This is a genomic window from Mesorhizobium sp. WSM1343 (assembly GCF_055901535.1).
In genome coordinates this window covers 5,122,042-5,147,198 of the sequence record NZ_CM148370.1, presented here as the reverse complement: position 1 = coordinate 5,147,198, position 25,157 = coordinate 5,122,042, and the positions used below count along the sequence as shown (strand labels likewise).

General features: G+C 57.9%; 20 protein-coding genes. 12 read left to right on the top strand and 8 right to left on the bottom strand.

Going from position 1 to position 25,157, the window contains the following annotated elements:
- Positions 1 to 48: 48 nt before the first annotated feature.
- The 8 genes from AC0NIL_RS25230 to AC0NIL_RS25195 all read left to right on the top strand — a co-directional run bounded on the left by AC0NIL_RS25230 (position 49) and on the right by AC0NIL_RS25195 (position 11,353).
- Positions 49 to 1,701, top strand: a complete 1,653-nt coding sequence (locus AC0NIL_RS25230; protein ID WP_473572696.1) for a polysaccharide biosynthesis tyrosine autokinase — start codon at positions 49 to 51, stop codon at positions 1,699 to 1,701.
- Entirely contained in the window at positions 1,589 to 2,848 is a 1,260-nt protein-coding gene (locus AC0NIL_RS25225; RefSeq protein WP_473572695.1) for a tetratricopeptide repeat protein, read from the top strand. The genes AC0NIL_RS25230 and AC0NIL_RS25225 overlap by 113 nt, the downstream gene beginning before the upstream one ends.
- Positions 2,845 to 4,170: an O-antigen ligase family protein gene (locus AC0NIL_RS25220; protein WP_473572694.1), complete on the top strand. Its 1,326-nt coding sequence runs from the start codon at positions 2,845 to 2,847 to the stop codon at positions 4,168 to 4,170. The genes AC0NIL_RS25225 and AC0NIL_RS25220 overlap by 4 nt, the downstream gene beginning before the upstream one ends.
- Before the next feature lie 143 nt (positions 4,171 to 4,313).
- Complete coding sequence (gene rfbA / locus AC0NIL_RS25215) at positions 4,314 to 5,195, top strand: glucose-1-phosphate thymidylyltransferase RfbA (protein WP_013532727.1); 882 nt, start codon at positions 4,314 to 4,316, stop codon at positions 5,193 to 5,195.
- Positions 5,196 to 5,750 carry a dTDP-4-dehydrorhamnose 3,5-epimerase gene (gene rfbC, locus AC0NIL_RS25210; protein WP_013532726.1) on the top strand — a complete coding sequence of 185 codons (555 nt, stop codon included), beginning with the start codon at positions 5,196 to 5,198 and terminating at the stop codon, positions 5,748 to 5,750.
- Positions 5,751 to 5,772: 22 nt separating this feature from the next.
- On the top strand, positions 5,773 to 6,843 hold the full coding sequence (gene rfbB / locus AC0NIL_RS25205) for a dTDP-glucose 4,6-dehydratase (RefSeq protein WP_024503667.1): 1,071 nt from the start codon (positions 5,773 to 5,775) through the stop codon (positions 6,841 to 6,843).
- The gene (gene rfbD, locus AC0NIL_RS25200) at positions 6,840 to 7,742 is read left to right on the top strand and encodes a dTDP-4-dehydrorhamnose reductase (RefSeq protein ID WP_473572693.1); all 903 of its coding nucleotides are present in this window, start codon (positions 6,840 to 6,842) and stop codon (positions 7,740 to 7,742) included. Before rfbB ends, rfbD begins: the two co-directional genes overlap by 4 nt.
- Positions 7,739 to 11,353 carry a glycosyltransferase gene (locus AC0NIL_RS25195; RefSeq protein WP_473572692.1) on the top strand — a complete coding sequence of 1,205 codons (3,615 nt, stop codon included), beginning with the start codon at positions 7,739 to 7,741 and terminating at the stop codon, positions 11,351 to 11,353. The genes rfbD and AC0NIL_RS25195 overlap by 4 nt, the downstream gene beginning before the upstream one ends.
- A gap of 491 nt (positions 11,354 to 11,844) precedes the next feature.
- Here AC0NIL_RS25195 and AC0NIL_RS25190 read toward each other — a convergent pair whose 3' ends face one another.
- The 6 genes from AC0NIL_RS25190 to AC0NIL_RS25165 all read right to left on the bottom strand — a co-directional run bounded on the left by AC0NIL_RS25190 (position 11,845) and on the right by AC0NIL_RS25165 (position 17,471).
- The gene (locus AC0NIL_RS25190) at positions 11,845 to 13,680 is read right to left on the bottom strand and encodes a DUF7657 domain-containing protein (RefSeq protein ID WP_473575050.1); all 1,836 of its coding nucleotides are present in this window, start codon (positions 13,678 to 13,680) and stop codon (positions 11,845 to 11,847) included.
- A 50-nt stretch (positions 13,681 to 13,730) separates the two neighbouring features.
- Positions 13,731 to 14,459, bottom strand: a complete 729-nt coding sequence (locus AC0NIL_RS25185) for a methyltransferase domain-containing protein (protein ID WP_473572690.1) — start codon at positions 14,457 to 14,459, stop codon at positions 13,731 to 13,733.
- Positions 14,456 to 14,845, bottom strand: coding sequence for a GtrA family protein (locus AC0NIL_RS25180; protein WP_473572689.1), 390 nt, complete (start codon positions 14,843 to 14,845; stop codon positions 14,456 to 14,458). The genes AC0NIL_RS25185 and AC0NIL_RS25180 overlap by 4 nt, the downstream gene beginning before the upstream one ends.
- Before the next feature lie 47 nt (positions 14,846 to 14,892).
- Positions 14,893 to 15,825, bottom strand: coding sequence for a glycosyltransferase (locus AC0NIL_RS25175; RefSeq protein ID WP_473572688.1), 933 nt, complete (start codon positions 15,823 to 15,825; stop codon positions 14,893 to 14,895).
- Positions 15,826 to 15,921: 96 nt separating this feature from the next.
- The gene (locus tag AC0NIL_RS25170; RefSeq protein ID WP_473572687.1) at positions 15,922 to 16,623 is read right to left on the bottom strand and encodes an ABC transporter ATP-binding protein; all 702 of its coding nucleotides are present in this window, start codon (positions 16,621 to 16,623) and stop codon (positions 15,922 to 15,924) included.
- A 5-nt stretch (positions 16,624 to 16,628) separates the two neighbouring features.
- Positions 16,629 to 17,471: an ABC transporter permease gene (locus AC0NIL_RS25165; RefSeq protein ID WP_473572686.1), complete on the bottom strand. Its 843-nt coding sequence runs from the start codon at positions 17,469 to 17,471 to the stop codon at positions 16,629 to 16,631.
- A gap of 362 nt (positions 17,472 to 17,833) precedes the next feature.
- Here AC0NIL_RS25165 and AC0NIL_RS25160 point away from each other — a divergent pair, with 362 nt between their 5' ends.
- The 3 genes from AC0NIL_RS25160 to AC0NIL_RS25150 all read left to right on the top strand — a co-directional run bounded on the left by AC0NIL_RS25160 (position 17,834) and on the right by AC0NIL_RS25150 (position 21,501).
- Complete coding sequence (locus tag AC0NIL_RS25160) at positions 17,834 to 19,819, top strand: SDR family NAD(P)-dependent oxidoreductase (RefSeq protein ID WP_473572685.1); 1,986 nt, start codon at positions 17,834 to 17,836, stop codon at positions 19,817 to 19,819.
- Between the two features lie 87 nt (positions 19,820 to 19,906).
- Positions 19,907 to 20,842 carry a glycosyltransferase family 2 protein gene (locus tag AC0NIL_RS25155; protein WP_473572684.1) on the top strand — a complete coding sequence of 312 codons (936 nt, stop codon included), beginning with the start codon at positions 19,907 to 19,909 and terminating at the stop codon, positions 20,840 to 20,842.
- Positions 20,843 to 20,964: 122 nt separating this feature from the next.
- On the top strand, positions 20,965 to 21,501 hold the full coding sequence (locus AC0NIL_RS25150) for a sugar transferase (protein WP_013532714.1): 537 nt from the start codon (positions 20,965 to 20,967) through the stop codon (positions 21,499 to 21,501).
- Between the two features lie 35 nt (positions 21,502 to 21,536).
- Here AC0NIL_RS25150 and AC0NIL_RS25145 read toward each other — a convergent pair whose 3' ends face one another.
- Both AC0NIL_RS25145 and AC0NIL_RS25140 read right to left on the bottom strand, forming a co-directional pair.
- Entirely contained in the window at positions 21,537 to 22,472 is a 936-nt protein-coding gene (locus AC0NIL_RS25145) for an NAD-dependent epimerase/dehydratase family protein (RefSeq protein ID WP_473572683.1), read from the bottom strand.
- A complete protein-coding gene (locus AC0NIL_RS25140) occupies positions 22,469 to 23,767 on the bottom strand; it encodes an O-antigen ligase family protein (RefSeq protein WP_473572682.1) in 1,299 nt (432 codons plus the stop codon). The genes AC0NIL_RS25145 and AC0NIL_RS25140 overlap by 4 nt, the downstream gene beginning before the upstream one ends.
- Before the next feature lie 484 nt (positions 23,768 to 24,251).
- Here AC0NIL_RS25140 and cysD point away from each other — a divergent pair, with 484 nt between their 5' ends.
- Positions 24,252 to 25,157 carry a sulfate adenylyltransferase subunit CysD gene (gene cysD / locus AC0NIL_RS25135; RefSeq protein WP_024503687.1) on the top strand — a complete coding sequence of 302 codons (906 nt, stop codon included), beginning with the start codon at positions 24,252 to 24,254 and terminating at the stop codon, positions 25,155 to 25,157.

Here is a 25,157-nt window from a genome sequence, read left to right as displayed (position 1 = left end):
TGGCCAGGCGGCGGGCGAGGCCGCTGGATCACACCAGAAGGGAATTCGGTGCAGCTACGGCTTTGGCAAAAGCTGCAGACCTCCGAAAAGGAACTGGTCACCTATGCAAAAGATGCCGGCATCACTGTTACCGGCGACGACAAATCGCTGATCGGCTCGAACATCGAAGCCCTGAACACCGCCCTGGCCACCGCAATCCAGGAGCGTCTTGATGCGGGACGGGTGGTCGATCAGATAGAAAAGGGCCGCGGGTCGAGCCTCGGTCCGGTTCTGGAAAGCGAAGGTCTGCAGAAGCTTAGCGATAAACTGGCGGATCTGACCAGCCAGTATCAGCAGAAATTGGGCATCCTGAAACCCGGTTTTCCGGAAATGCAGCAATTGCAATCGCAGATCAAGGAACTGCAGCGACTCTACAACAACGGCGTGCTGGCGATAACCGATTCGTTGCGGCTGAAATATCAGGAAGCGCAGAACAAGGAAAGCGACCTCAAGTCCAAGCTCGCGGAGATGGAGAGGCAGCAGGTTGTCTTCAACGACAAGAATATCAAATACACGATCCTGAAGCGCGAAGTCGACTCCAACCGGTCGCAGTATGACAGCCTTATCGCCAAGCTGAATGAAGTCGGTGTTAGCTCGGAACTCAAGACGCAAAGCGCTGCGATAGTCGATTTCGCTTCGCTGCCCACAGCCCCCTATTCTCCACGTCTGAGCATCAATCTTGCAGTCGCTCTCGCGCTTTTCATGGCCCTGGCTGCATCGATCATCTACATCATCGAGTTGCTGAACAACACTTTCACCAATCCGGAGCAGATCGAGAAAGAGCTGGGGCTGACGATGCTCGGCATCCTGCCGCTTGTTGGTGATCGCGAACTCATAGCCAGCATCGCCGATCAAAAATCCGGGCTCTCCGAGGCCTATCGTTCGCTGCGAACATCGCTGCAGTTCTCCGGTGCGGAGGGCGCGCCGCGATCGCTGCTGGTGACCAGTTCGGAACCGTCGGAAGGCAAGTCGACCACGTCGTTCAAGCTTGGCCAGGATTTCGCGGCACTCGGCGCAAGGGTTCTGCTTGTTGACGGCGATCTCCGCAAACCCAACCTGCACCGGCTGTTCGGCCTCGACAATTCGATCGGGTTGAGCAACCTGCTGACAAATACCGTTCGCAAGGACGATCTGCCGGGCATTTTCAGACCGACGAAATATCCCAATGTCACCGTGCTGACGTCCGGAACGATTCCGCCGAATCCGGCCGACCTGCTCTCGTCGCCGAAGATGGCGTTGATCTTGACCAATCTAGGCAAACGCTTCGATCTGGTCATCATCGACGCACCGCCGGTCGTCGGTCTTTCCGACGCACCAATCCTCAGCCGGCTTGCCGAAGGCACATTGATGGTCGTTTCGACCAATCAGGTCACACGCAAGTCAGCCAAAACGGCACTCAAGCGTCTGCGCTCAGCCGGTGCGAATGTGATCGGAGCGGCGATGTCGAAATTTACGGTCAACAAGTTCGATTACAATTACGCCTATAAATACATGAACTATCAGTACTACGACTATGGCGCGAGTACCCCGAAAATTGAGGGCAAAGTCGATGACGGAGCAGGCCAGCCCGCTCACGCGAAATCTCCGGCGTTCAGGCGTTTGGTTCGTCGCCTCCGTTCTGGTGTTGGCGGTTTCGTCGGTAGGGCTAAGTCGGCTTCTTGAGTCGGAAACGCCGGCCGTCTCGCTTGCGCTCGATCCGTTCAACGTAGATGCCTTGATAGGCGAAATTGCCGGTCGGTTGAGCGAAACAGGCGACGGTGCTGATCTCGATGTCTTGGCAACAAAGGCGAAGGGCGCGCTTCGTTTCAATGTCGCGGATGCCCGGCTCTACAGCCTGATAGGCGAGATTGAGTATCGACAAGGCGAGAAAGACAAGGCTTTCGAACTCTTCGACCAGGCTCGAAAGCTGTCCAAGACTGAAATCCATTCACTTCAGAGATCGATCGATCGCTCGATCGAGGTGGGCGATCTGTCAAAGGCCGTTGCCGAGATCGACACGTTGCTGCGCCGGTGGCCCGACAGATTTCCAGTCATTGCGGCGGGCTTGCCGGCTATTCTTTCAAACCCGGACGGATACCAGGCTGTCCTGGCAGCCTTGACGATCGAGGCACCGTGGAGATCCAGTCTTTTCACCGCGCTTGGTAAGGATCCGCGGGGCCTGCGCGTCGCAAATCAACTGTTGCTGGACCTTGCCGGATCGATCTCACAACCGACGTCGAAGGAACTGTCTGCCGTAATCAACGGATATATCAGGCAGAAGGAATACGAGGCGGCCTACCGGCTGTTCCTGTTCAGTCTGTCCGATCAGGAGCGGACACTGGCCGGATACATTTTCAACGGCGGCTTTGAACAGATCCTCAGCGGCAAGCCATTCGACTGGCAGGTTCGCGACCGCTCCGGTCTGGAAATTACCTTTGCCGGGGCGCGCGATGCCGGCGAAGGCGATAGCGGAGCGACTGTCCGATTCCTGAATACGCCGGTGAAGAACGCCGCGCTCCAGCAATATGTCGAACTGCCTCCCGGCTCCTACAGGATTTCCCTGATCGCCTCCGCGAGAAACCTGAAGCTGCCCAAGCAGCTGTTCTGGTCCATCAGATGCGCGGATCCGGCGGGCGAAATAGCTCGGTTCGACATTCCGGAAGGCACGTTCGATCGGCGGGAGTTGAGCCTGGATTTCGCGATCGGACCAAGCGCGTGTCCCATGCAATTGTTGCGGCTGGAAACAGCTGCCATCGCTGAGAGTTGGCGATTTCGGTACGTTGGCACGTTGGTCATGCACAAATTGAGCATCGAAAGAGTTTCATCTTGAGAGAGCGGTCAACCACGGAATGGGAAAAATATCTGCTTGGGTCGGTTCTCTTCCTGTCGGTGCTGATTGGCGGCGGCACCGCGAGCGGTCTCTACACCGAAGCGCTGATCGAGGTGGCGGCGATCGTCTCGGCCGCGGCCGTCTTTTCAGGGCCGTCGGAACGCGGCATCCCTCGCTCGGCCCTGTGGTTGCTTGCTCTGGGCCTTGCCGTGTTCTGTTTTCAAATCGTGCCGCTGTCCGCCGCTCTGTTGAGCGGATTGCGGCCTGAGGTTCTACTTGCAAATCCGTGGCTGAGCGGTGAAACCCGGCTGCGTTTCGTCAGTGTCGGCGTGGGACGTACGATCGAGTGTCTGTTGTATTTCGTGGCGATGGCTGCATTCTTTCTGAGCGTCACCCGCTTGCGCCCAGATCAGGTCTACGGCCTTCTGCCCTTCTTTTTCATGGGTGTCATCTGTAACGGATTGGCTGCGGCGATCCAGTATTCACTCTCCGATACGGTTGCCATACAGGGTTTGTTGCCGTTCACGATCAATGCGGGACTGTTTGCCAACCAGAACCATTTTTCAGCTTTGCTCTTCGTCTCCATCCCCTTCGTTGTCTACTACGGCCTGTTTCGCGGGCACCTTCTGTCCGGGTCGCTCGGCTTGATAACGCTGCTGCTGTTGCTTCTGGCCGCCGGTTCGCGCGCCGGTATTCTGATAGGGCTGGCGATCACCATGGTATCAGTCGTCTTTCTGTCCGCGCGCTCGAGGCTGGGCGGGTATGGAATACCCGCTGTCTTCATCGGGCTTTCACTCTACACGATCGGGGCGTGGACGAAGATCGATGCGGAAGTGGTTGACCCGGCCTTTGGACGGGCCGAATTTGCCCGCACGACGATCGCGGGAATTGAAGAGAACTGGGCGACGGGCGTCGGCTTTGGGAGTTTTCCGAAGGTCTATCAGATTTACGAAAAGGGAGAGATGATCTTCAAGCCCTACGTCAATCACGCCCACAATGATTATCTGGAATTGGCACTTGAAGGTGGCGCTCCTGTTGTCTTTCTGGTCGCAGCTTACGCGATATTGCTTTTTGCGTTTTCCGTTACGGCACGGCGAGATCCGCTGCAGAAAATGGCGTTTCTCTCAGTATCGTTTCTGCTCGTTCATTCCCTGGTCGATTATCCCTTGCGAACGGCGGCACTGGCGATGACCTTCGCCTATATGAATGGCGTTATCTTTCACAAGGGACTTGCTGAGCGGCTGAGCCAGAGAGGCGAGTCGACCGCCGCCCATGATGACAATCTGCTTGTTCCCGTCAGGCCGGCTTTGGCAAGACGATAGCAATGCGTCGCCTGAATTGGCCATGGATTGGCGCCGGATCGTGACCCAGTCATTTGACGAACGCCGAGATTGACAAGCCAGTGCATGGAACCTAAGCACGGGCGGCTAGGGCCGGGGGGTTCAGGCATGTCAAGGAGAGCTTCTTGAAAGGAATTATCCTTGCTGGAGGCAGTGGAACGCGTCTTTATCCACTAACATTAGCAGTCTCTAAGCAAATTCTGCCGATATACGACAAGCCGATGATCTATTATCCGCTGAGCGTTCTGATGCTCGCGGGTATCCGAGAGATTCTGATCATTTCGACGCCGCGTGACCTGCCGGTTTTTCGCGATCTGCTTGGCGATGGATCGGAGTTCGGGCTCGACCTGTCCTATGCCGAGCAGCCGCAGCCCAACGGGCTGGCGGAAGCCTTCATCATCGGCCGCAATTTTATCGGCAAGGACAACGTGTCGATGATTCTCGGCGACAACATCTATTTCGGCGATGGGCTGTCGCAGCTTTGCCGCGACGCTGCCTCGCGCGAAAAGGGCGCTTCGGTGTTCGCCTATCATGTCGAGGATCCCCAGCGTTATGGCGTGGTTTCCTTCGACAAGGCCACGGGAACGGCGCTGACGATCGAGGAAAAGCCGCAGGTGCCGAAATCCAACTGGGCGGTCACCGGTCTCTACTTCTACGACAACGACGTCGTCGACATTGCCCCTGCCATCCGTCCCTCGGCGCGCGGCGAGCTCGAGATCACGGCGGTCAACAACGTCTACCTCGAGCGCGGCCAGTTGCATGTGCATCGGTTGGGGCGCGGCTATGCCTGGCTCGACACCGGCACCCATGACAGCCTGCATGAGGCCTCGTCCTTCGTGCGCACCATCGAGCACCGCCAGGGCATCAAGGTCGCCTGTCCCGAAGAGATCGCCTTTGAACAGGGTTGGCTGACTGTGGACCAGGTTCTGCGTCGCGCCGATCATTTGGGCAAGAACGAATATGCCGCCTATCTGCGCCGGCGTGTCGTCGACCTGTCGGAGGCCTAGGTGCTGGAAGTCAGGCCCCTTGGCATCGATGGCGTGCTGGAAATCGTTCCGAAGCGACATGGCGACGCGCGCGGCTTCTTCGTCGAAACCTACAATGCCGAGCGCTTTTCGCAGGCCGGCATAGACTTGGCTTTCGTGCAGGACAATCATTCCTATTCCGCCGCGGCGGGCGTCTTGCGAGGGCTTCATTATCAGCTTGCGCCGCGCGCCCAGGACAAGCTGCTGCGCGTCATCCGGGGCAGCATTCTCGACGTTGCGGTCGACATTCGCCGCAGCTCCAAAACTTTCGGAAAATGGGTCGCTCTCGAAGTGTCGGCCGAAAAGGGCAACCAGATTCTGGTGCCGAAAGGTTTCGCGCACGGCTTCGTGACGCTCGTGCCCGACACCGAGGTCCTGTACAAAGTGACCGACACCTATTCGCAGGCGCATGACCGGTCGATCCGTTTCGACGATCCCGCCATCGGCATCGAATGGCCGTCATTGACCGGCGGGTTCCAGCTCTCGGACAAGGACCTCAAGGCGCCGCTGCTGGCTGCCGCCGAGGTGTTCGCCTGATGGGTTATTTGAGGACAGCGGCATGAATTTTCTGGTGACGGGCGGTGCTGGCTTTATCGGTTCGGCGGTGTGCCGGCATCTATGCGCCAACCCGGCCTATCGGGTGACCAATCTCGACAAGCTGACCTATGCGGGAAACCTCGCCTCGCTGCGGCCGATCGAGAACGCACACAATTATCGCTTCGCGCAGGCCGATATCTGCGACGAAAGGGCCGTGCTCGATATCCTCCGGCGCGACGATATCGACATCGTCATGAACCTTGCCGCCGAGAGCCATGTCGACCGCTCGATCGATGGGCCGGGCACTTTTATCGAGACCAACATCGTCGGCACCTACAAGATGCTCAATGCCGCGCTGGAGTACTGGCGCGGCCTGCCCGAGGACAGGAAGAGCCATTTCCGCTTCCATCATGTCTCGACCGATGAGGTGTTCGGCGATCTTCCTTTCGATGGCGGCATGTTCGTCGAGGAAACGCCCTATGCGCCATCCTCGCCCTATTCCGCCTCGAAAGCGGCCTCGGACCATCTGGTGCGGGCCTGGCACGAAACCTATGGCCTGCCGGTCGTGCTTTCCAATTGCTCGAACAACTACGGACCCTATCACTTTCCCGAAAAGCTGATCCCGCTGGTCATCCTCAATGCGCTCGACGAAAAGCCGCTGCCGGTCTATGGCGCCGGCGCCAATGTGCGCGACTGGCTGTTCGTCGAGGATCACGCGCGCGCGCTGGAACTTGTCGCGACCAGGGGACTGCCGGGCGAAAGCTACAATGTCGGCGGCAATTCCGAGCGGACGAACCTTGGCGTCGTCGAGACGATCTGCGATCTCCTCGACAGCAGGCGGCCGCGGGCAGGGGGCAAGAGCTATCGCGACCTGATTTCCTTCGTCACCGACCGCCCCGGTCACGATCGCCGCTATGCCATTGACGCCTCGAAGATAGGCCGGGACCTGGGCTGGACGCCCAATGAGAATTTCGACAGCGGCCTCGCCAAGACCGTCGACTGGTTTCTCGACAACAAATGGTGGTGGGGACCGATCCGCGAGCAGCGCTATGCCGGTGAACGGCTGGGCGAAGCACGCAAGGGGGCGGCGTGAGGCTGGTTGTCACCGGGCGCGACGGACAGGTCGCGGCAAGCCTTCTGGAGGCCGGCCAGGCGGCCGCCGGCGTTGAGGTCATCGCCATTGGCCGTCCGCAACTCGACCTTGCAAGACCCGACACGGTGATCGAAGCCATCGCGGCCGCGAAACCGGATATCGTCGTGTCGGCTGCCGCCTACACGGCGGTGGATCAGGCCGAGGACGAGCCCGATCTGGCATTCGCGGTGAACGCCGTCGGCGCCGGCAAGGTGGCGCAAGCCGCGGCGGAGCTTGGCGTTCCCATCATCCATCTATCGACCGACTATGTCTTCGACGGCACCGCCCCTGGCGCCTATGTCGAGACCGACGCCACTGCACCGCGCAGCGTCTATGGCGCCTCCAAGCTTGCCGGCGAACAGGCGGTTGCATCGGCCAATCCGCGCCATCTGATCCTGCGCACGGCATGGGTCTACAGCCCGTTCGGCAAGAATTTCGTGAAAACCATGCTGCGGCTGGCCGCCGACCGCGACGAGATTTCGGTTGTGGCCGATCAGTGGGGAAATCCAACATCGGCACTTGATATCGCCGACGCGATCCTGCATGCGGCGGCACGGCTGCACGAGGGCGCCGCCACATCCGGCATCTATCATCTGGCCGGAACCGGCGAGGCCAACTGGAGCGGCTTTGCCCGCCATATCCTCGACACAAGCCGCGTGTTGGGTGGTCCCTGGGCGCGGGTACGGGACATTGCTACGATGGACTACCCAACCAAGGCGCGCCGCCCCGCCAATTCCCGGCTATCGAGCGCGAAGTTCGCCTCGGTCTTCGGCTGGGATGCGCCCGTTTGGCGGCAATCGACGGAAGTGGTGGTGCGCCGGCTTCTCGTCGGTGAGACGAAACAGGCGCTGATAGCATGAACAGGCACCCTGCACCTGAAAACATGCGCGATGCCACGCCCGTTGTCGAGGCGACGCCGAAGGCAAGCAAGGCAAAGCCGAAGACGGCCAAACGCGTCTGCATCATGGTGCTTGGCATGCATCGCTCCGGCACCAGCGCGCTGACGAGGGCGATCAGTCTGCTTGGCGCGGAGCTGCCGAAGAATTTACTTGGCGCCAACCCCTCCAATCCAGCTGGGCACTGGGAGCCAGCACGCCTCATCAAACTGCACGACCAGATGCTGACCGAAGCGGGAAGCAGCTGGTATGATTGGCGATCCTTTGATCCCAATGATCTCGGCGCGCCGCGTCTGCGCTTCTACAAAGCAGAGATCGCGCGGCTGATCGACGAGGAATACGGCAGCGCGCCGTTTTTTGTGCTCAAGGAGCCGCGTATCTCACGTTTCGTGCCGCTTTATGCGGAGATCTTGAAGCGCATGCGCATCGACGTTCGCTACGTGGTGACTGAGCGCAACCCGCTCGCTGTGGCTGCCTCGCTCGAAAGGCGGGACAATTCTACGCATGGCTTCAGCGCACTTTTGTGGCTGCGTCATGAATTGGACGCGGAGTACGCGACGCGCGATCAGCCACGGGTTTTCTTGTCATACGAGGCTATGCTCGATGACTGGCGATCTGGGGTGGAACGAATGACAGATGTTCTCCAGATGGAATGGCCCCGGCCAATTGCTAGGGCGCAGTTGGCGCTTTCGGCGCATTTCTCTGTGGTGCATCAACATCATGTCGCAAGCAGAGAGAGTCTCGAGACAGATCCGCACACGGCGAGATGGGTGAAAGACAGCTACAATGCGCTGATGATGCTTGAAGAGAATCCGAGCGATGCTGGTGCGATGGCGCGGCTTGATGCGATAAGAGATGCCTTCAATAAATTTAGTCCGATCTTCGGCGAGGCCGTCTTTCCTGAGATGCGCGCTCGATCGGCTATGGATAAGGAGAGATATTCGCAGGTTCGGCATCTTGCCGACAAGCAAGCTATGGAAATTGAAACCAACAGGACGTTGGCGATGCGCCAGGAAGCACGCATCGCGACTTTTTCCAGTGAGATAGTCGAAATACGCGAGCAAATTAGGAATCGCGAAGAAGAGATCGCTGCGCTGACGGTCGAGCGCGAGCAACTCCATGTGGTCAAGCAAGCGCTGAAGCTAGCCGACCGGGACATCGTGGCGCTCGAGCGTGAGCTCAAGGAGCACGAGCATAAGGTGCAGGAACGCGATCAACAGCTGGCCGTGTTGAGTCACGAAATCGAATTGATTCACAGCAGCCGAACCTGGCGTTTTAGATCGTTCTTGCGAAGACTTGCGTCTATTGCGAAAGCGGCGACTCTCTATGCCGGACGGACCGCCGCGTTGCGCGCGCTCAATCATTTGGAAGGCGTGCCGCTGGGTACGCGAGCTACGGAGTGGACAATAACCGGCGACGATCCGCAGTTCGAACTCCTCTGGTCGGGATCCCTGCCATTGCCTCCTGGGCATTACCAGCTCAGCGCGCATGTGTCGGCTGAACCGGCCGCGTTGATTGACGCGCGCCTCTATGTCGACAGCGGTAGAGGGTACAACGAAGTCGAACGGATCGATCTGCGGTTTCGTTCGAACGGCAAAGATTTGGCCGCGGCGACCTTCCCGCTTAACTTGGCGACCTTGAAACTGCGTTTCGATCCAAGCGACCGTTCCGGTCAGATCACGATCGGCCGCGTTCGGTTGCGTCGGCTGGGGCGGGTTGAATTTTATGCCTCCCTCATCGGAAGGATAGTCGCCCTCCAGGTGAAAAGCCCGGGTTCCCTCGTACGGTCTGCGGCGCGTGGTGTGAAAATCTTGAGGGAAGGCGGCCTTCGGGGATTTGCGTCCACCCTCCGGCAGGCGGAGGCGCGAGGCGCTCTGGGCAGCGTCACGTATGACGGGTGGATTGCACTCAACGACACGCCGACGGAACAAGACGTTGCGGATTTGAGGCGGCGGTTGGCTCTCTTGGAGAGGAAGCCGCTCATTTCGGTGCTGATGCCAGTCTACAATACGCCAGAGAGGCTCCTGCGGGAAGCGATCGGGAGCGTCCGCGCGCAGATCCACGAGAACTGGGAGTTGTGCATAGCGGACGATTGCTCGACGGAGCCGCATGTGCGGCGCGTTTTGAACGAATACGCGAAACGCGATCCGCGCATCAAAGTCGTCTTTCGCGAGAAGAACGGCCATATCTCGCATGCATCCAATTCTGCCCTGCAACTGGTCACCGGCGAGTGGGTTGCGTTGCTCGACCACGACGATATTCTGCGCCCGCACGCGCTGGCCGAAATCGTGCTGGAAATCGATCGTCATCCTGACGCCGAACTGATCTACAGTGACGAAGACAAGATCGATGCGGAAGGCAGGCGCTACGATCCCTGTTTCAAGCCGGATTTCTCGCGAGAGCTTTTCCGCTCACAGAACTATCTGAACCACCTCACCGTGCATCGGGCGGAAAATATCCGCGCCGTCGGCGGCTGGCGCCCCGGCTTCGAGGGCAGCCAGGACTATGATCTCAATCTGCGCGTCTTCGAGCGCATTGACTCTGAAAGAATTCGGCACATTCCGAAAGTGCTCTACCATTGGCGCGCGGTGGAAGGCTCGACGGCGCTCGACGGTTCGCAGAAGAGCTACGCCTATGTGGCCGGGTTGCGTGCGCTGGAGGAACATGTCGAACGCATGAATATTCCGGCGAAAGCTGAGGGCGCTCCTAGCACAGCCTGTTACCGTCTTCGGCTTTTCGTCCCCGAACCGCAGCCGCTTGTAAGCCTCATCGTTCCAACACGCGACAAGGTTGAACTCCTTCGCGGCTGTGTGGAGTCCATCCGCGAAAAAACCACCTACGGGAATTACGAGATTCTGGTGGTCGACAACGGCTCGGTGGAAGAGGAAACGCTTGCCTATTTCAGCGAGTTGAAGAAGGTGAAGAATGTTCGCGTACTCCGTTACGACAAGCCGTTCAATTATTCCGCGATCAACAATTTCGCCGTAGGCAAAGCGAAGGGATCGATCATCGGCCTCGTCAACAACGACATCGTGGTGATCTCACCGGACTGGCTGACGGAAATGGCCTCCTGGGCTGCTCAGCCGGATGTGGGTTGCGTCGGCGCTAAGCTCTATTATGCCAATGATACGATTCAGCATGGCGGGGTGATTGTTGGAGTGGGCGGTGTCGCAAATCATTCGCATAAGCATTTCCCCCGCCATCATCCAGGGTATTTTAGCAGGCTGAAGGTCCTGCAGAATTTCTCCGCTGTCACCGCAGCCTGTCTCCTGATCCGCAAAAGTGTGTACGAAGAAGTGGGGGGCCTCAATGAGGTCGACCTGACAGTCGCCTTCAATGATGTGGACCTTTGTCTGAAAGTCGGGGAAGCCGGTTATTCAAACGTCTGGACGCCCTATGCCGAACTCTATCACCTTGAAAGCGTGTCTCGTGGTATTGAGGACGCCCCGGAGAAAATAGCGCGTTTCAACAGTGAAATCGAGTACATGCAAGGACGATGGAAGGAGATCATCGAGCGTGATCCTTTCTACTCGCCGAATCTGACCAAAGCGCGTGAAGATTTCTCGCTATGCTGATATCGGAAAAGCCGCCTGAACTTCAGCCTTGATTTACCTCACATTTTGCGAGCTACCACGGCCAATGCAGGGCCATTCGGATGTTCGGGGTGGTCGATTGCCTCCACGGTGAAGCCGGAATCGACGATCGCCCGCATCAGGGGAATCCCGGGTAAGCCAGGATGCCAAAGGCTTTCCGCCGCAGAAGCCGGCCCATTTGAGCGGCTCCTGACAGTTGCGCCTAGGCCTTGCTACCGACCTCGATCTCGAACTGCGTCGCCAGATTTTTTGGGTGCGCAGCGAGCCGTTGTTGTAGTGCGCCCAGAGGAAGATCGTTTCAGCCAGTGCTCGAGACGGCTTGCCAGTCCAAATCCATGATCGGTCCTCCACAAGCCGACCTCCTATGAATCACGCCAACTCTCTCTTGGGAATTCCAAAAACTCGCCCGCCGCCAAAATCTGCCAAAGTAGTGCTAACAAATCGGCGCAAACTCCGGCTCTCGATGAGCCGCGCTAGCCTGGTATTTTGACTCCAAACGCCTTGATCGGAACCCAAGCTTGATCGGGCGAAGGCGAACGAGGCTCCGGGACGTCAGTTGGAATGATGTGTGCATACCGGTTGAATGCATCATTAAACGCTGCTTCCGGCATTGAGGGGAACACTCGCTGGAAGAACGAAAGCTGCGGTGCCGTGAGCGTGTGATTGATTGCCGGCACACCCGCGCCCGAGAATAGAGCGCCATACATACCAGGCATGACGGCCCATCCGTTAGGATTGGTTTTTGCCTGCTCGCGAAGCGCGGTCAGAAAAGGCGTTTCCGGAATGTCGAAAATCGGAAAGGCCTGCTGAAAAGGGTTGAACATGCCGAACGTAATCGCGCCAGAGAGAAATGCGGAGCCAAATAATATCCTCCCACCATTTCTTGTCGGTTGACCGAGGTACCAGACATATCCGGCGCCCAGAATAAATGGAGCGATTGCAATCCATTCGAAGTAACCATGCACCAAGGCGTCGAGGGTCTTTTTATCAGAATCCCCCAAAATCCAAGTAAGTCCTACCTTCGATAGAATCCAAGTCGATACCATAATTAGAAAAAAAGCTGCAATTCGCTCTTTTGAAATTATAAAGACACACTTGGACGCAAAAATAATTATAGATATAGTAAGAAGCAATCCAAATCCCCAGACCATACGTCCAGGTTGAACTTTGTTCCAGAGCAAGATCTTTCCAATACTGGAAGGTATCGGCAGTGTCATCCACGCTAGCATCAAAATCAAACCCAGTCCTACCACCCCAAAGGAAACGACGTTGTTCCTCAAGGTTTTAGCCAATGACCGATAGCTGACAAAAACGAGCACTGTCAGAGGCAGGAGGGTCGAAACAACTGCAACCTCGCATTCGTTAGTTGCGAGAAGCGGCGAGAAGCGCACCGTCGTAAAAAAAGGAAAGAGATAGGCAAGCAACCTCATTTCGTTAACGCCGCCGCCCGATACGTCCCGTTGGCCTGGGTAGACAGTGGCCTGCATGATCTGAATGAGATCGCCGAAATACAAAACAAAACTGATGCCAAGGCAGGCGACCGCCAAAACTGCGACAGCAACATTCGCAAGCGTGATCGTATCTCGTCGGAAGGCAAGGAGCAGTATTCCCAGCGAAAACGCTGCGGGGATCATGAAAGGGGGGTAGACGAAACTGAATACCCAGACGGCACAGGCCCAGAAAAGAAGCGGCAATTTCAGCCACGGACGAATCGGAAGCAAGAATGCTATTAGCGGCCAGGGGGCGAAAGCAAATGTTGCACCGTGTGACGTCCACCACACTTGCACCAAATGGGAGCAGAAAAGACAGCCGGCACCGAACACTGCAATCCACAAATCGGCACCAAATTGCCGCAGAAGGATGGTGTATCCAGCTAAAAACGCCGTCCAAAGCACGGCAAAATACAGAGAGTAGGCATAGGCTGGCGGCAAGACCCAAAAACCCCAAAGCTGCGGCTTGAAGACAAGAGACCAATCCAGAATAGGCAGAGCCCAGAACCCTTTCAGGGACTCATGATAAGGGGAAATTTGGTTGAAGGTCGAAAAGCCGCCACGGACGGCAGTTTGAAATAGTGGCGTTAGGACGATCCATTCGTCCGATCGAATGGGGCGGGCTGACAGAAGCAAGGGACTTGCATCCGAGCCAAGGTATCGCAAGCCCATCGCATAGTGCGACGGCGTGAGCGCCAATCCGACATAGACGGCAGCAACTGCAAGAAGCGAAATCAGGAGTACCCGCGCGGTTTGCGCTTCAGTCCAACTGAGCCCAAGTAAGCTCCGTTTCTGTAATTCCACAGTGGCCCCGGTCATCAAATCTCTTCTCGCTGGAATGCGTTTCATAACGCCGCAAGGATCTTAAGTTATCGTACGATAACGGCACAATTGGAGCTAAAAGGACCAAGGGAGATACCGGTATTAACCATTGCGGCCGGACTTTTACCAGCTTTTGGCCAGTCTTTCATAATGGATCGACCATCTAAAAAGTCCATATTCTCTGGGTGCGTCCAGTACGAATATCTGGTTCCGTTGAGCACTCTCCGAAAGAGTTGGGGGGTGTAGTGCAAAAACGGAAGACCTGTGTGATGCTCAACAGGAAACCAGCGATTAGGAAAGGCAATAAAAACCTTTTTTGCCACCCTTAGATGTTCGGAGATAAACTCGGTCCGCTGTGCAGGCCCTCCAACGTGCTCTATTACTGCGTTGGAACATGCGATGTCAAAGCTTTGATCCTCGAAGGGCAACCGTTCTCCAGCGCGTATTTGTTTGAATTGGATTTTCGGGTAATTGGAGACGACCTGCTTTCCGTCACCCAGGCCGACACAAGTGATATTGTGTTGCCACGGGTAGTGCTTCTCAAGAAAATTTGCCCCATCGTTCTCGTCGTCAGAGACGCCAATATCCAAGATGCTAGAAGTATCACTTGGAGATAGCGCTTGCATGAACAAATTCATCATGGACATGCGCGCGCGTTTTAGAAGCCGCATGGAAAATGAATTATTCACGCCGTCTCGATAGTAAATCGAGTCAATGTTTCCTCTGCTATCGTCCGTCTTATTCACAACATCCTCTCCATTATCTACTGGGTTCATCGTTGCGCTTTCCTGTTACCGGGAAAGACAAACGTGTTGTAGAGAAGAAAATTGACCACCAGGCCAACGGCTGCGCCCACACAATAGGCAGGAACGTGCTGTAGATTCGCGTCGTAGGGGGCAATTGCGGACATCACGGTAAGGTTGGCTCCTGCTCCGACAGAGCTTGCCACCAAGTAGCGCAAAAACTCGGCAAACGCGGTATAGCCGCGCCATGCCGAAAAAGTGGCAACTCGGTTGATTGCCCATGTTGCTGCGATCGCGACTAGGGAGGCTATGATCCGCGCGCGCCAGTACTGAGTGGAAAAGGTCAGCGTCAACCCGAAGAACACGATGGCATCAACTATGAACCCCAAAGCCCCAACGCCGAGGAAACTGGGGAACATTCGGATGCGCTGCTTCGTCCGATTTGCTTGCGCACGCCCTCGGTCGATCACGGCGCCGAATACCGCAGATAGGCCAAGCGCTTCGCCTCGCGCCGGCCGCGAGTAACGGTGTCAAGAATGAAGCCGCTGGATAGCGAGAGCAACGCGGACACCATGATGCCCGTCGCAAGGACCGCTGTCGGCAAGCGGGGTACGAGGCCGGTTTCCATAAACTCGAAGAGGACAGGCCAGCCAACAAGCAGGGAGAGCATCGCCAAAATGCCCGCGACAATAGAGAAGAATGCAAGCGGCCGCTCTTCCTTTACCAGAAAACCGATCAAGCGCAGTATTCGCAAGCCGTCACTGTAGGTCCGTAGCTTGCTCGTGGAGCCGGCTGGTCGTTCGCGATATGGCGCTGCGATCTCTGATTGAGGTAAACGCAGATCGAGTGCATGAACTACGAGTTCGGTTTCAATCTCGAATCCGCTTGATAGGGCAGGAAACGATTTGGCATAACGTCGCGAAAACGCCTTGTATCCCGATAGCATATCTGTAGTTGCCTCGCCGAAGATTCGTCGAACGAGGCCGGTCAGGAGCTTGTTCCCCCATTCGTGGCCGCTTCTATATGCGTCGGAATTCTCAGGTATGCGCGCGACATTTACCATGTCATACGGGCCGGAACGAAGCTCATCAATTAGGCGCTGGGCCACAGACGGATCATAAGTGCCGTCGCCATCGACCATAACATAAATATCAGCGTCAATATCGCTGAACATTCGCCTAACGACGTTGCCCTTCCCTTGATTTTTTTCCTTGCGTGCTATCGCGCCGGATCGAACAGCCGCGTCATGCGTTCCATCACTTGAGTTATTATCATATACATATATATCGGCGCACGGTAGATACGATCTAAATTTGCTAACTACATCAGAAATGGTTAAGGCCTCATTGTAGCAGGGGATAAGAACAGCTACTTTGTATTCATGATCGTTAAGTTTCATGATACCTACCATTGGCTTAAGAATAGTGAGATAGTCATACAGGTTTGTTCCATCTGCGCATTTCGCCGTCATCGCCCAGCGGCGGCGAGGGCGCCTTTAAGTCAGCGATTCCACCCGGCCGGCTCGAAGTGTGAGTTTCTTCGTGCAGACGCGCTGGATGAGCGAATCGTCATGACTGGCCAGCACGATGATGCCGGCCTTTTCCGCCAGTTGGTCCATCCGTCGTTTGGCCTTTTCCTTGAATGACGCGTCGCCGGCGCCAATCCATTCATCCATCAGCAGAATTTCAGGCTCAAGCGTGGTCGCCGCTGCAAATGCCAGGCGTGCCGCCATGCCCTGGCTGTACGCCTTGAACGGCAGGTCGATGAAATCGCCCAGTTCGCTGAAATCGATTATTTCTTCCATCTTCTCTTCGATCTCGGCTGCCGTCCAACCGCTGATCAACCCCCTCAGCACGATGTTTCTGCGCCCGGTGGCCTCGGGACGAAACCCTATATGGATGTTGAACAGGGCATCGACCTTGCCGGTGATCGATATCGTGCCACCCGATGGCTGGTAGATTCCGTATAGAACCTTGAGCAGGGTGGTCTTGCCGGCGCCATTCGGGCCGACAAGCCCCAGCCGGTCGCCCGCCTTGAGTTCAAAGCTGACATCGTCGAGCGCCTGCACGACCTGCTTGGTGCCCGACTTGGCTATATTGCCGCCGAGAGCGCTGCGACGCCGGCCGGGCGCCGAAAGCGTCAACTTTTCAAACAGGCGATAGACAAGGCTGACATTGTTCAGTGTGATGGAGGTCATGGAACTCAGATCAGGAAAACGATGCGCTTGCGATAAAGGCCCAGCAGCAGCAACGCAATAGCCCACAGGCCGAGGCAGAAATAACCTGTCACCATCAAGGCATGCCCCGGAAATATGCCCGCCGTGATCGGCTCACGCACGCCCTCCAGGAAATAGGTGAACGGGTTCCAATGATAGGCATATTTTTGAACGCCCTCTTGCCCACTATAGACCCAGAAGACCGGTGTGAAGAACATACCCACCCGCATCAGGTTGCCAACGATGAATTCGCTATCGGGAAAGAAAGCGCCCAGGAACGCAAAAACCACCACAAATGCAGGGGTTGCCAGGATGAGGAGCAACAGTCCCACCAAGGACAGCAGCCAGTTTGTGTTGGTTCCGTAACCGCTCAAAAGCAAAATAAGAACGCAACCCGCCAGCGAATAACCAGCCCTGATGATGCATTGCATCGTCAATCGCATCACATATACGAACAACGGTAGCGTCGTGCCTTGAATGAAGCTCGCTTCGCGCTGGAAGAGAGACACGCTCATGGTGATGGTCTCGGTGAGGTAGAACCACACCAGCATGCCGATGGCCACATATGCTATATAGCTTGGGTTGCTTGCGTCCTTGGTTACGAAAACAAAGGCAAATGTGCCGACGAAAGCGAAATAATTGACCAGCATCCAAAGTGGACCGAGCGTCGTGCGTCTATGCTGGTCGCCGATGTCCTCATGGGCCAGCGCGATCCAGACACGGTGTAATCTCATGGCCTTTGAGATGTCGTCAAAAGCGCCGTTTAGTGCCGCAATCATGTTGGGAGTATCGCAATCTGTTGTTCCGGCGCATTGTCCTTCGCTGGCCATAGCGAACCACCAAGCCCCTCTCTAATAGCCATTTCGAGGGGCATATGGCAACGCATTGCGTCGTAATGAGGTCGAGAGCAGAGTCAACTGCGGCAAAACTGAACGCATGCTGATGCTGTGCGGCTTATCTATTAGCGTTTGGTAATGTTGACTTTACGGCAATCGCCCGAGCATGATCCATGTTCTCCACTGGACGCCTCTTCCCGAAAAAACCTCTAGCTATGCCCTCGCCCCCGCAGTATGCGATACAGGACGGCGGGGGCCGGGGATGGCACTTGAGTAAGGTGATTGGTCGCGAAGTATCTTCGTGTTCGCACTTCGCTGGTGTCGATGCCCTTGAGCCTGGAGTCTAGTGCCGTCCAATGAATTCCCACCTTGAAGCTGTGTTCGGGCTCAGGCCACAGATGCGGCGCGCCTTCATCATGGTCCAGGACGTGGTCATGGTCCTGGTCGCCGTGGCACTCAGCCTTATTCTTTCGCGGTCGAATCTTTCGTTCGAAGCGTTCTCCAACGAGGGTCTGGCGACATGGGCGGGCATCGTCGTCATCAGCCATCTGCTGTTCCGCTACAGTGGCCTCTACACCACCGTGTGGCGCTTCGCCTCGACGCCGGACTTTTTCAACATCCTGAAGAGCTGCGCGATTTTGACGTTCACTCTTTACATGGCGTCGCTGCTGCTGCGTTTTTACCGGCCGGTGGCGGGGCTCAACGAGCGTCAGTTCATCGTCTTCTTCCTCGTCTCCTTCACCATCATATCGGCACCCCGGCTGTTCTACCGCTTCCTGCGTGACGGCGCGAGCTGGGGGATTCTGAGCCGCAAGACCGACCAGCAGGCCAAGCGCGCTCTGTTCGTCGGCCGGCTCGGCGAGGCCGACCTGATCATTCGCTTCACCCGCACGGCGCAACCGGCGGACTATTCCATCGCAGGCATCATGGCCACCGAGCGCGGCGCACCGTTGGGCACGCGGATTCAAGGTGTTCCCGTGGTGGCGACAATGCCGCGCCTGATCGATGTCCTGGAAGACTATGCGACCGGCACCAAGAGCCTGGACTTGCTGATTTTCGGTAGCGGCGCCGAGCACGAAATCGAGGACTATTCGGAACTTGTGCGCATTGCCCGGCACGGCGACATAAATGTGGTGCAGTTCTCAGGCCTTTCGGAGTTGGAACAGCACGGAAAGCTGGTTCTCGACACCGTCGAGATGGAAACGATCCTGCGCCGGCCGACGGTCGCGTCCGATATCCAGCGTATCGGCGCCTTTGTCGGCGGCAAACGCGTTCTGGTGACCGGCGGTGCCGGTTCTATCGGTCAGACGCTGGTCAGGCGGTCGCTGGAACTCGGAGCCGAGGCGGTGCTGGTCGCCGACAACTCCGAGTTCGGCATTTTCCAGCTGAGCCAGTATGTTGACGAGAAGGACCACGACCGCCTCAAGGTCCGCATCGTCGATGTCGCGGACCGGCGCCAGATAACGCGTGTCGTCACGGAATTCCGGCCGGACATCATCTTTCATGCCGCGGCCCTCAAGCATGTTCCGCTGCTCGAGGAAAACTGGGATTCGGCCATCCAGACCAATATCTTCGGAACGCTCGTCTGTGCCGAGGTTGCTGCCAAGTGCGGGGTTGCGCAATTTGTCCTGATATCGAGCGACAAGGCGGTGGATCCCTCGTCAGTGCTCGGCATGACGAAGCGGGCCGCCGAACAGATCATCAGCGCCTTGCATGGCACGCCGGCAGGCGAGACAAGCGGGCGTCGCCCGGCCACCAAGTTCATTGCAGTGCGGTTCGGCAACGTCTTCGGCAGCAATGGTTCGGTGGCGACCATATTCCAGGCGCAGATCGAGGCCGGAGGGCCCGTCACCATCACCGACCGGCGCATGACGCGCTATTTCATGACCGTGGCCGAAGCCGTCGATCTCGTCATCATGTCGGCGGCCGATGCCGCGTCGCGGCAGAGCGGAGACGATTATGCCGTCTATATGCTCGACATGGGCAAGCCGGTACCGATCCTTGAAGTGGCCGAAACGATGATCCGCTTGTCCGGAAAGAGCCCATACAAGGACGTCGCGATCCGGTTCACCGGCATAAGGCCGGGTGAAAAACTCCACGAAACGCTGCATGGCGAAGACGAGGAACTCGTCGAACTCGGCATCTCGAAGATTTTCGGCCTCAGCACGGACGTCGTGGAATGGTCGGATGTCCAGGTCGCGCTCACGGCGCTGCAGCAGTCGGCGAAAAACCAGGACAAGGCTGCCGCGCTCGCCGCATTGGCAGGTCTCGACCGCGCCAAGAAGGCCAGGGCAAGTGCACGTCAAGACGTGATTCCGAAGACGGCCGGGCAGGCGACCTAGAACAATTCCGGGAAAAGCGCACGGCGCTTGGGAATTGCGCCAAATCAAAGAGATAGATCCAATCAGAATCAGAAAGCGATCTTGCTCGTGAGCAAAGATGATCTGCGCATCGCGGTCCTGATGGGCACGAAAGACGGCGCCGCCTTCATCGGGGAGCAGCTGCAGTCCCTGCTCGAGCAGTCGCACCCTCTGGTCGACCTGTGGATATCCGACGATGGCTCCACCGATGGCACGACCGCCATCATCGAGACATGGAAATCCCGCTGGCGGCCCAAGGGTCGAATGACGCTCGTCGAGGGGCCGCGGCAAGGCTTCGCCGCCAATTTCCGCTCGATGATCGTCGATCGACGCATCGAGGCGGACTGCTATGCCTTCTGCGACCAGGACGATATCTGGGAGCCCGACAGGCTGGAGAGCGCTATCGACTGGATGCGGACCCAGGATGCGAAAATCCCGCTGATGTTTTGTTCGCGAACCGCGACCATGACGGAAACAGGAAGCCTTGTCGGCCATTCGCCTTTGTTTGCCCGGCCGCCAACCTTTCGCAACGCGCTTGTGCAAAGCATCGCCGGCGGCAACACCATCCTGCTCAACGCAGCGGCACGCGACCTGCTGGCCAGGGCCTGCATGCGGACCGGGTTCGTCAGCCACGACTGGTGGGCCTATCTCATCGTGACCGCTGCCGGCGGCATCGTCCGCTACGATCCGCGGCCGCTGGTGCGCTACCGGCAGCATGCGGCAAACCTGGTCGGCGCCAACGTATCCTGGAAAGCAAGGGTGTCCCGGCTTGGCCGCCTGTTCAAGGGGGAATTCGCCGGCTGGACGGACCTCAACCTTGACGGTCTTGCCGTCAATCGCGACCTCCTGACCGAGGACGCGATGGTGTGCCTCGACCTTTTCACCCGCGGGCGCGACGGCGGCCTTTTCCGCCGCTTGGCAGGCTTGCGCCGAAGCGGCGTCTATCGGCAGACCGTTTCCGGAAACCTGGGGCTCTATCTCGCCTTCATCCTGGGGCGCATCTGAACATTGCGACGGCTGCGTGGCGCGCTTGGTCAAGAGATCGGCTCATGCTACGTCGACCGGATTGACGGCATTGGCCTGCGGCTTTGCCTCGGGACTTCGGCAGGGAGCACTATCGGCCGTTCATGAAGGCAGCCAAGCAAATCTTCGATCTTGCCGGTGCGGCTCTGCTGCTGGTGGCGACATCTCCTGTCTTGGCGCTCACCGTCCTTGCCGTTCGGGCATCGTCGCCGGGCCCGGCTATTTTTTCACAGGTGCGGGTCGGCCGTGACGGTCGGCTTTTCCGCTGCCACAAGTTGCGCACGATGTATGTCGGGACGCCGTCGCTACCCTCGCATGAGGCGCCGGCGGATTCCGTGACATCGGTTGGAAAGGTCTTGCGGAAGTTCAAGCTGGATGAGCTGCCGCAATTCTGGAACGTCTTGAAGGGCGAAATGAGCCTGGTCGGGCCGCGGCCCTGCCTGCCGACCCAGACGGAATTGATCGAGTGTCGCAGGCGGCTGGGGGTTTTGGCGGCGCTGCCGGGCATAACCGGCCTGGCCCAGATCAGGGGCATCGACATGTCTAACCCGGAACTCTTGGCGCAAACGGATGCTGCCTACCTCCGCACCGCGTCGTTCTGGCTCGATCTTCGGATCCTGTTTGGAACGCTCTACCGCTGAGCAGACCATGAAAAGATCATGGTCAAGCAAGAAAGTCAGGATCTGCTGAGCCGCGCCAGCTCGGCCAGCCGCTCAAGCGTGCCGGCTTCGGGCGTCCACCCCTGCGATACCAGCAGGGCGGGGTCGCATATCTGTGTGGCGGTCAGGCTGTCCCAGAACGCCCGCCTGCCGAGTGCGGCCACCACCGGCCGTATCAGCCCGGCCGGCACCGCCATCAGGCGCACAGGCCGCCCCAAACCTCTGCGAAAGGCGGTGATGACGGCGTCGACGGCGACCGGCGGCACATCGGCGCCGACATAGATCGGGCGAAGCGGCCCGGAATGGCTGAGCAGGTGCGACACTGCTCGCACCGCGGCCTCGGAAGACATCAGCGAGCGGATTCCGGTCAGGGCACCCGTCGGCAGCGGCAGCGGCGTATCGGCAAGGCGCATCAGCGTTGCCAGATTTCCCCTCATGCCGCTTCCATAGACCGGAGGCAGGCGCAACACGGCGGCGTCGGAGCGGCCATGCGACGCATAGGCGTCCAAAACCGTGATCTCGCTTTCGCGCTTCGAGCGTCCATAGGCGCATTGTGGGGCAGGAAGCGTGTCCTCGTCGATCGTTGCGCTGACGTGCGCGCCGATCACCGCCCGGATCGAGGAGAGATGAATGAAACGTCCGCTTATCTGGGCCGCCGCTGCATGCGCCAGCCTTGCGCTCAGTTCCACATTGGCCGCCTGGTAATCGGCTTCGGTTGCATTTCCCCGATCATTGTTGAGGCCAGCGCAATGGACGACGTCAGTCATATGCCGGGTCAGTTCCAGGAAGGCGGCGGCCGGCGCATCGAAGCCGGGCATCGGCACAGTCTCGTTCTCCGAACCAAGCCTCTCGGGATGGCGGGAGGCGAGGCGAAGCTCGGCACCGGCTTCGCGTAAGTGGCGCACGACAAGACGCCCGATGAAACCTGTCGCGCCCGTGACCAGAACCTTCATGGCCTTGCCCGAGACAGGTCTTGCGTGACTGGTGCAAGTGCCGGTTCGTCCAGCAAAGGAACATGACGTCCGGAGGCGAGATATGTTCCGCTCACCAGGAAGACCATCAGCACCGAGTCCAGAATGTCATGGCCGACCAGGATGCCTGTCATTCCGGCCGTCAGATAGGTGATCACCACAACGATAATCATGGTGGCGCCGAACCGCTCGTTCGGATCGCTGCTGTTTCGCAAGACCCGGGCGGCATTTCCAGCAGCAACGATAAAGATCGCTGCCAGCGTCACGGCGCCCAGAATTCCTGCTTGCACCAAGGCGGTCAGGAAGCCGTTGTGGAAATGGTTGAAGCCTGTGTCCATCGCGAACTGCTCATGAAAGCCCTGTTTGATCAGAAGCTGGGTTGCACCCACACCGTGCCCGAACAGTGGCATGTCATGGAATGCTTTGAGGCCGATCTCCCAAAGCGCAACACGTATTCCCAACGAGGTGTCGTAGTTGCCGCTAGCTCCAAGCGCACCCCAATCGGAGCGCAAAAAGTCGACTCGCCCGGATATCGCCTGGAAGCTGGAAGCGGCGATCACGACGCCGACTGCCGCCAGCAGCAGCAGCAGGCGAACGGCATTCCTGCCCCTGAGCCTGTGCCGGTTGATCAACATGACGGCTATGCCGGCGATCAGCAGTGCCAGCCAGATGGTACGCGAGCCGGAATAGATCACGGCGATCGTCCCGGCCAGTGTCGCGTAGAAGAGGGGGGTCCGGGCTTGCTCAATACTGGACAAGACGCCAGCCACACACATCACCACGGCAAGGCAGACGACGGTTGCGAAGACGATCGGATTTCCGGCTCCCCCCTCCGCCCTGACGCCAATCCAATATTGCTGGATGACGGCCATGAGCAGCGCGACAAAGCAGGCGGCCATGCTGGAAAGCACGACGATGCGGGCAAGCTTGGTTTTCTGCGTGTTGCTCCAGGTCGAATAGGACACGGGAAAAAACAGGAAGGTGACGAGCGGGATAAGATGCGGCGCATCCCGGACAAACGAGTTGTTGACGATGGACGCCAGGAGATTGGCGGCGCAGTAGGCATAGATCGCGACCGTCATCCAGATCATGGGCCGGTCGGCGTTGAAGCGCCTTTTCCCTAAAGCAATCAGCAGGGCGGACGAAAGGCCTCCGCCATTGAACACAAAGCTGACCACCGACCCCAGAACCGGTGGAAAAAAGAAGCAAAGGATGGAGAAGTAGTTGTTGATCCGCGAAGGCGAGAATTGCTGTGTGAGGGATGAAAGCCGGCTCAATTTTCGGGCTCGCTGTTTTCGGCAAGTTTCATGCGGCGGATCTTGTTTAGCGAAGTTGAATGCGCTCGCCTCGAAATTGCCCAGGCCTCATAAAGCGCTTGCCCGCTGCCGAAGCTGGTATAGCGGCCGCCCCCCGTTTTCGATAGTGTATCTGGTGGATTGCCCCCGAAAATCGGCGGCAGGCGACGGTCGGCCAAGGGAAGTCGCTTGAAAGCCGTAGCCGGTCATTCAAGCAATATTTTCCCCGCGTTTTCTCGGTTGTTGAGCTTGCGGGCAGGAATTTCCGGGTTTGATGGTATCTGTGGAAAATTCATTCTCGAACCATGTGCGGCCGGGCCAGTCTTGCATTGTTCTTGGCAACGGCGATCTGCTAGAACGCCGGCACGAGGAAGATTGTCCAGAAACAAGGCTCGAACCGGGCGCAAAAGCTCGATGATTTGAGGCAAGGTCTTCTGTTGGAAATACGAAAGAACGCCCACGGTCCATGACAACAGCGCTTACGCATCTTCAGCGGCTTGAGGCCGAGTCCATCCATATATTCCGCGAGGTTGCGGCCGCCTTTGCCAAGCCGGTCATGCTCTATTCGGTCGGCAAGGATTCATCCGTGTTGATGCATCTGGCGATGAAGGCGTTTTATCCCGCCAAGCCGCCATTTCCCTTTCTTCACGTCGACACGACGTGGAAGTTCCGCGAGATGATCGCCTTTCGCGATCAGATGGCGCAGAAACTCGGCTTCGATCTCCTGGTTCATGTCAACGAAGACGGCGTGCGCGACAACATCAATCCGTTCGACCATGGTTCGAACACCCACACCCATGTCATGAAGACCGTGGCGCTGCGCCAGGCGCTCGACAAATACGGCTTCGACGCGGCCTTTGGCGGCGCACGTCGCGACGAGGAGAAATCGCGCGCCAAGGAGCGCATCTTTTCCTTCCGCAATGCCCAGCATGTGTGGGATCCGAAGAACCAGCGCCCCGAAATGTGGAAGATATTCAACACCCGCATCGCATCGGGTGAATCGATCCGCGTCTTTCCGCTGTCGAACTGGACCGAGCTGGATATCTGGCAGTACATCCTGCAGGAAAGTATCCCGATCGTGCCGCTCTATTTCGCCAAGGAACGGCCGGTGGTGGAACGCGACGGCATGCTGATCCTGCGGGACGACGAGCGCATGAAACTCCGCCCCGGCGAGACAGTGGAGAACCGGCTGGTGCGGTTCCGCACGCTTGGCTGCTATCCGCTGACTGGCGCCATCGAATCGGAAGCCGACACGCTGGAAGCCATCGTCGGCGAAATGCTGACGGCACGGACATCCGAACGGCAGGGTCGCCTGATCGACCGCGATGAAGCCGGCTCGATGGAAAAGAAGAAGCGCGAGGGGTACTTTTGA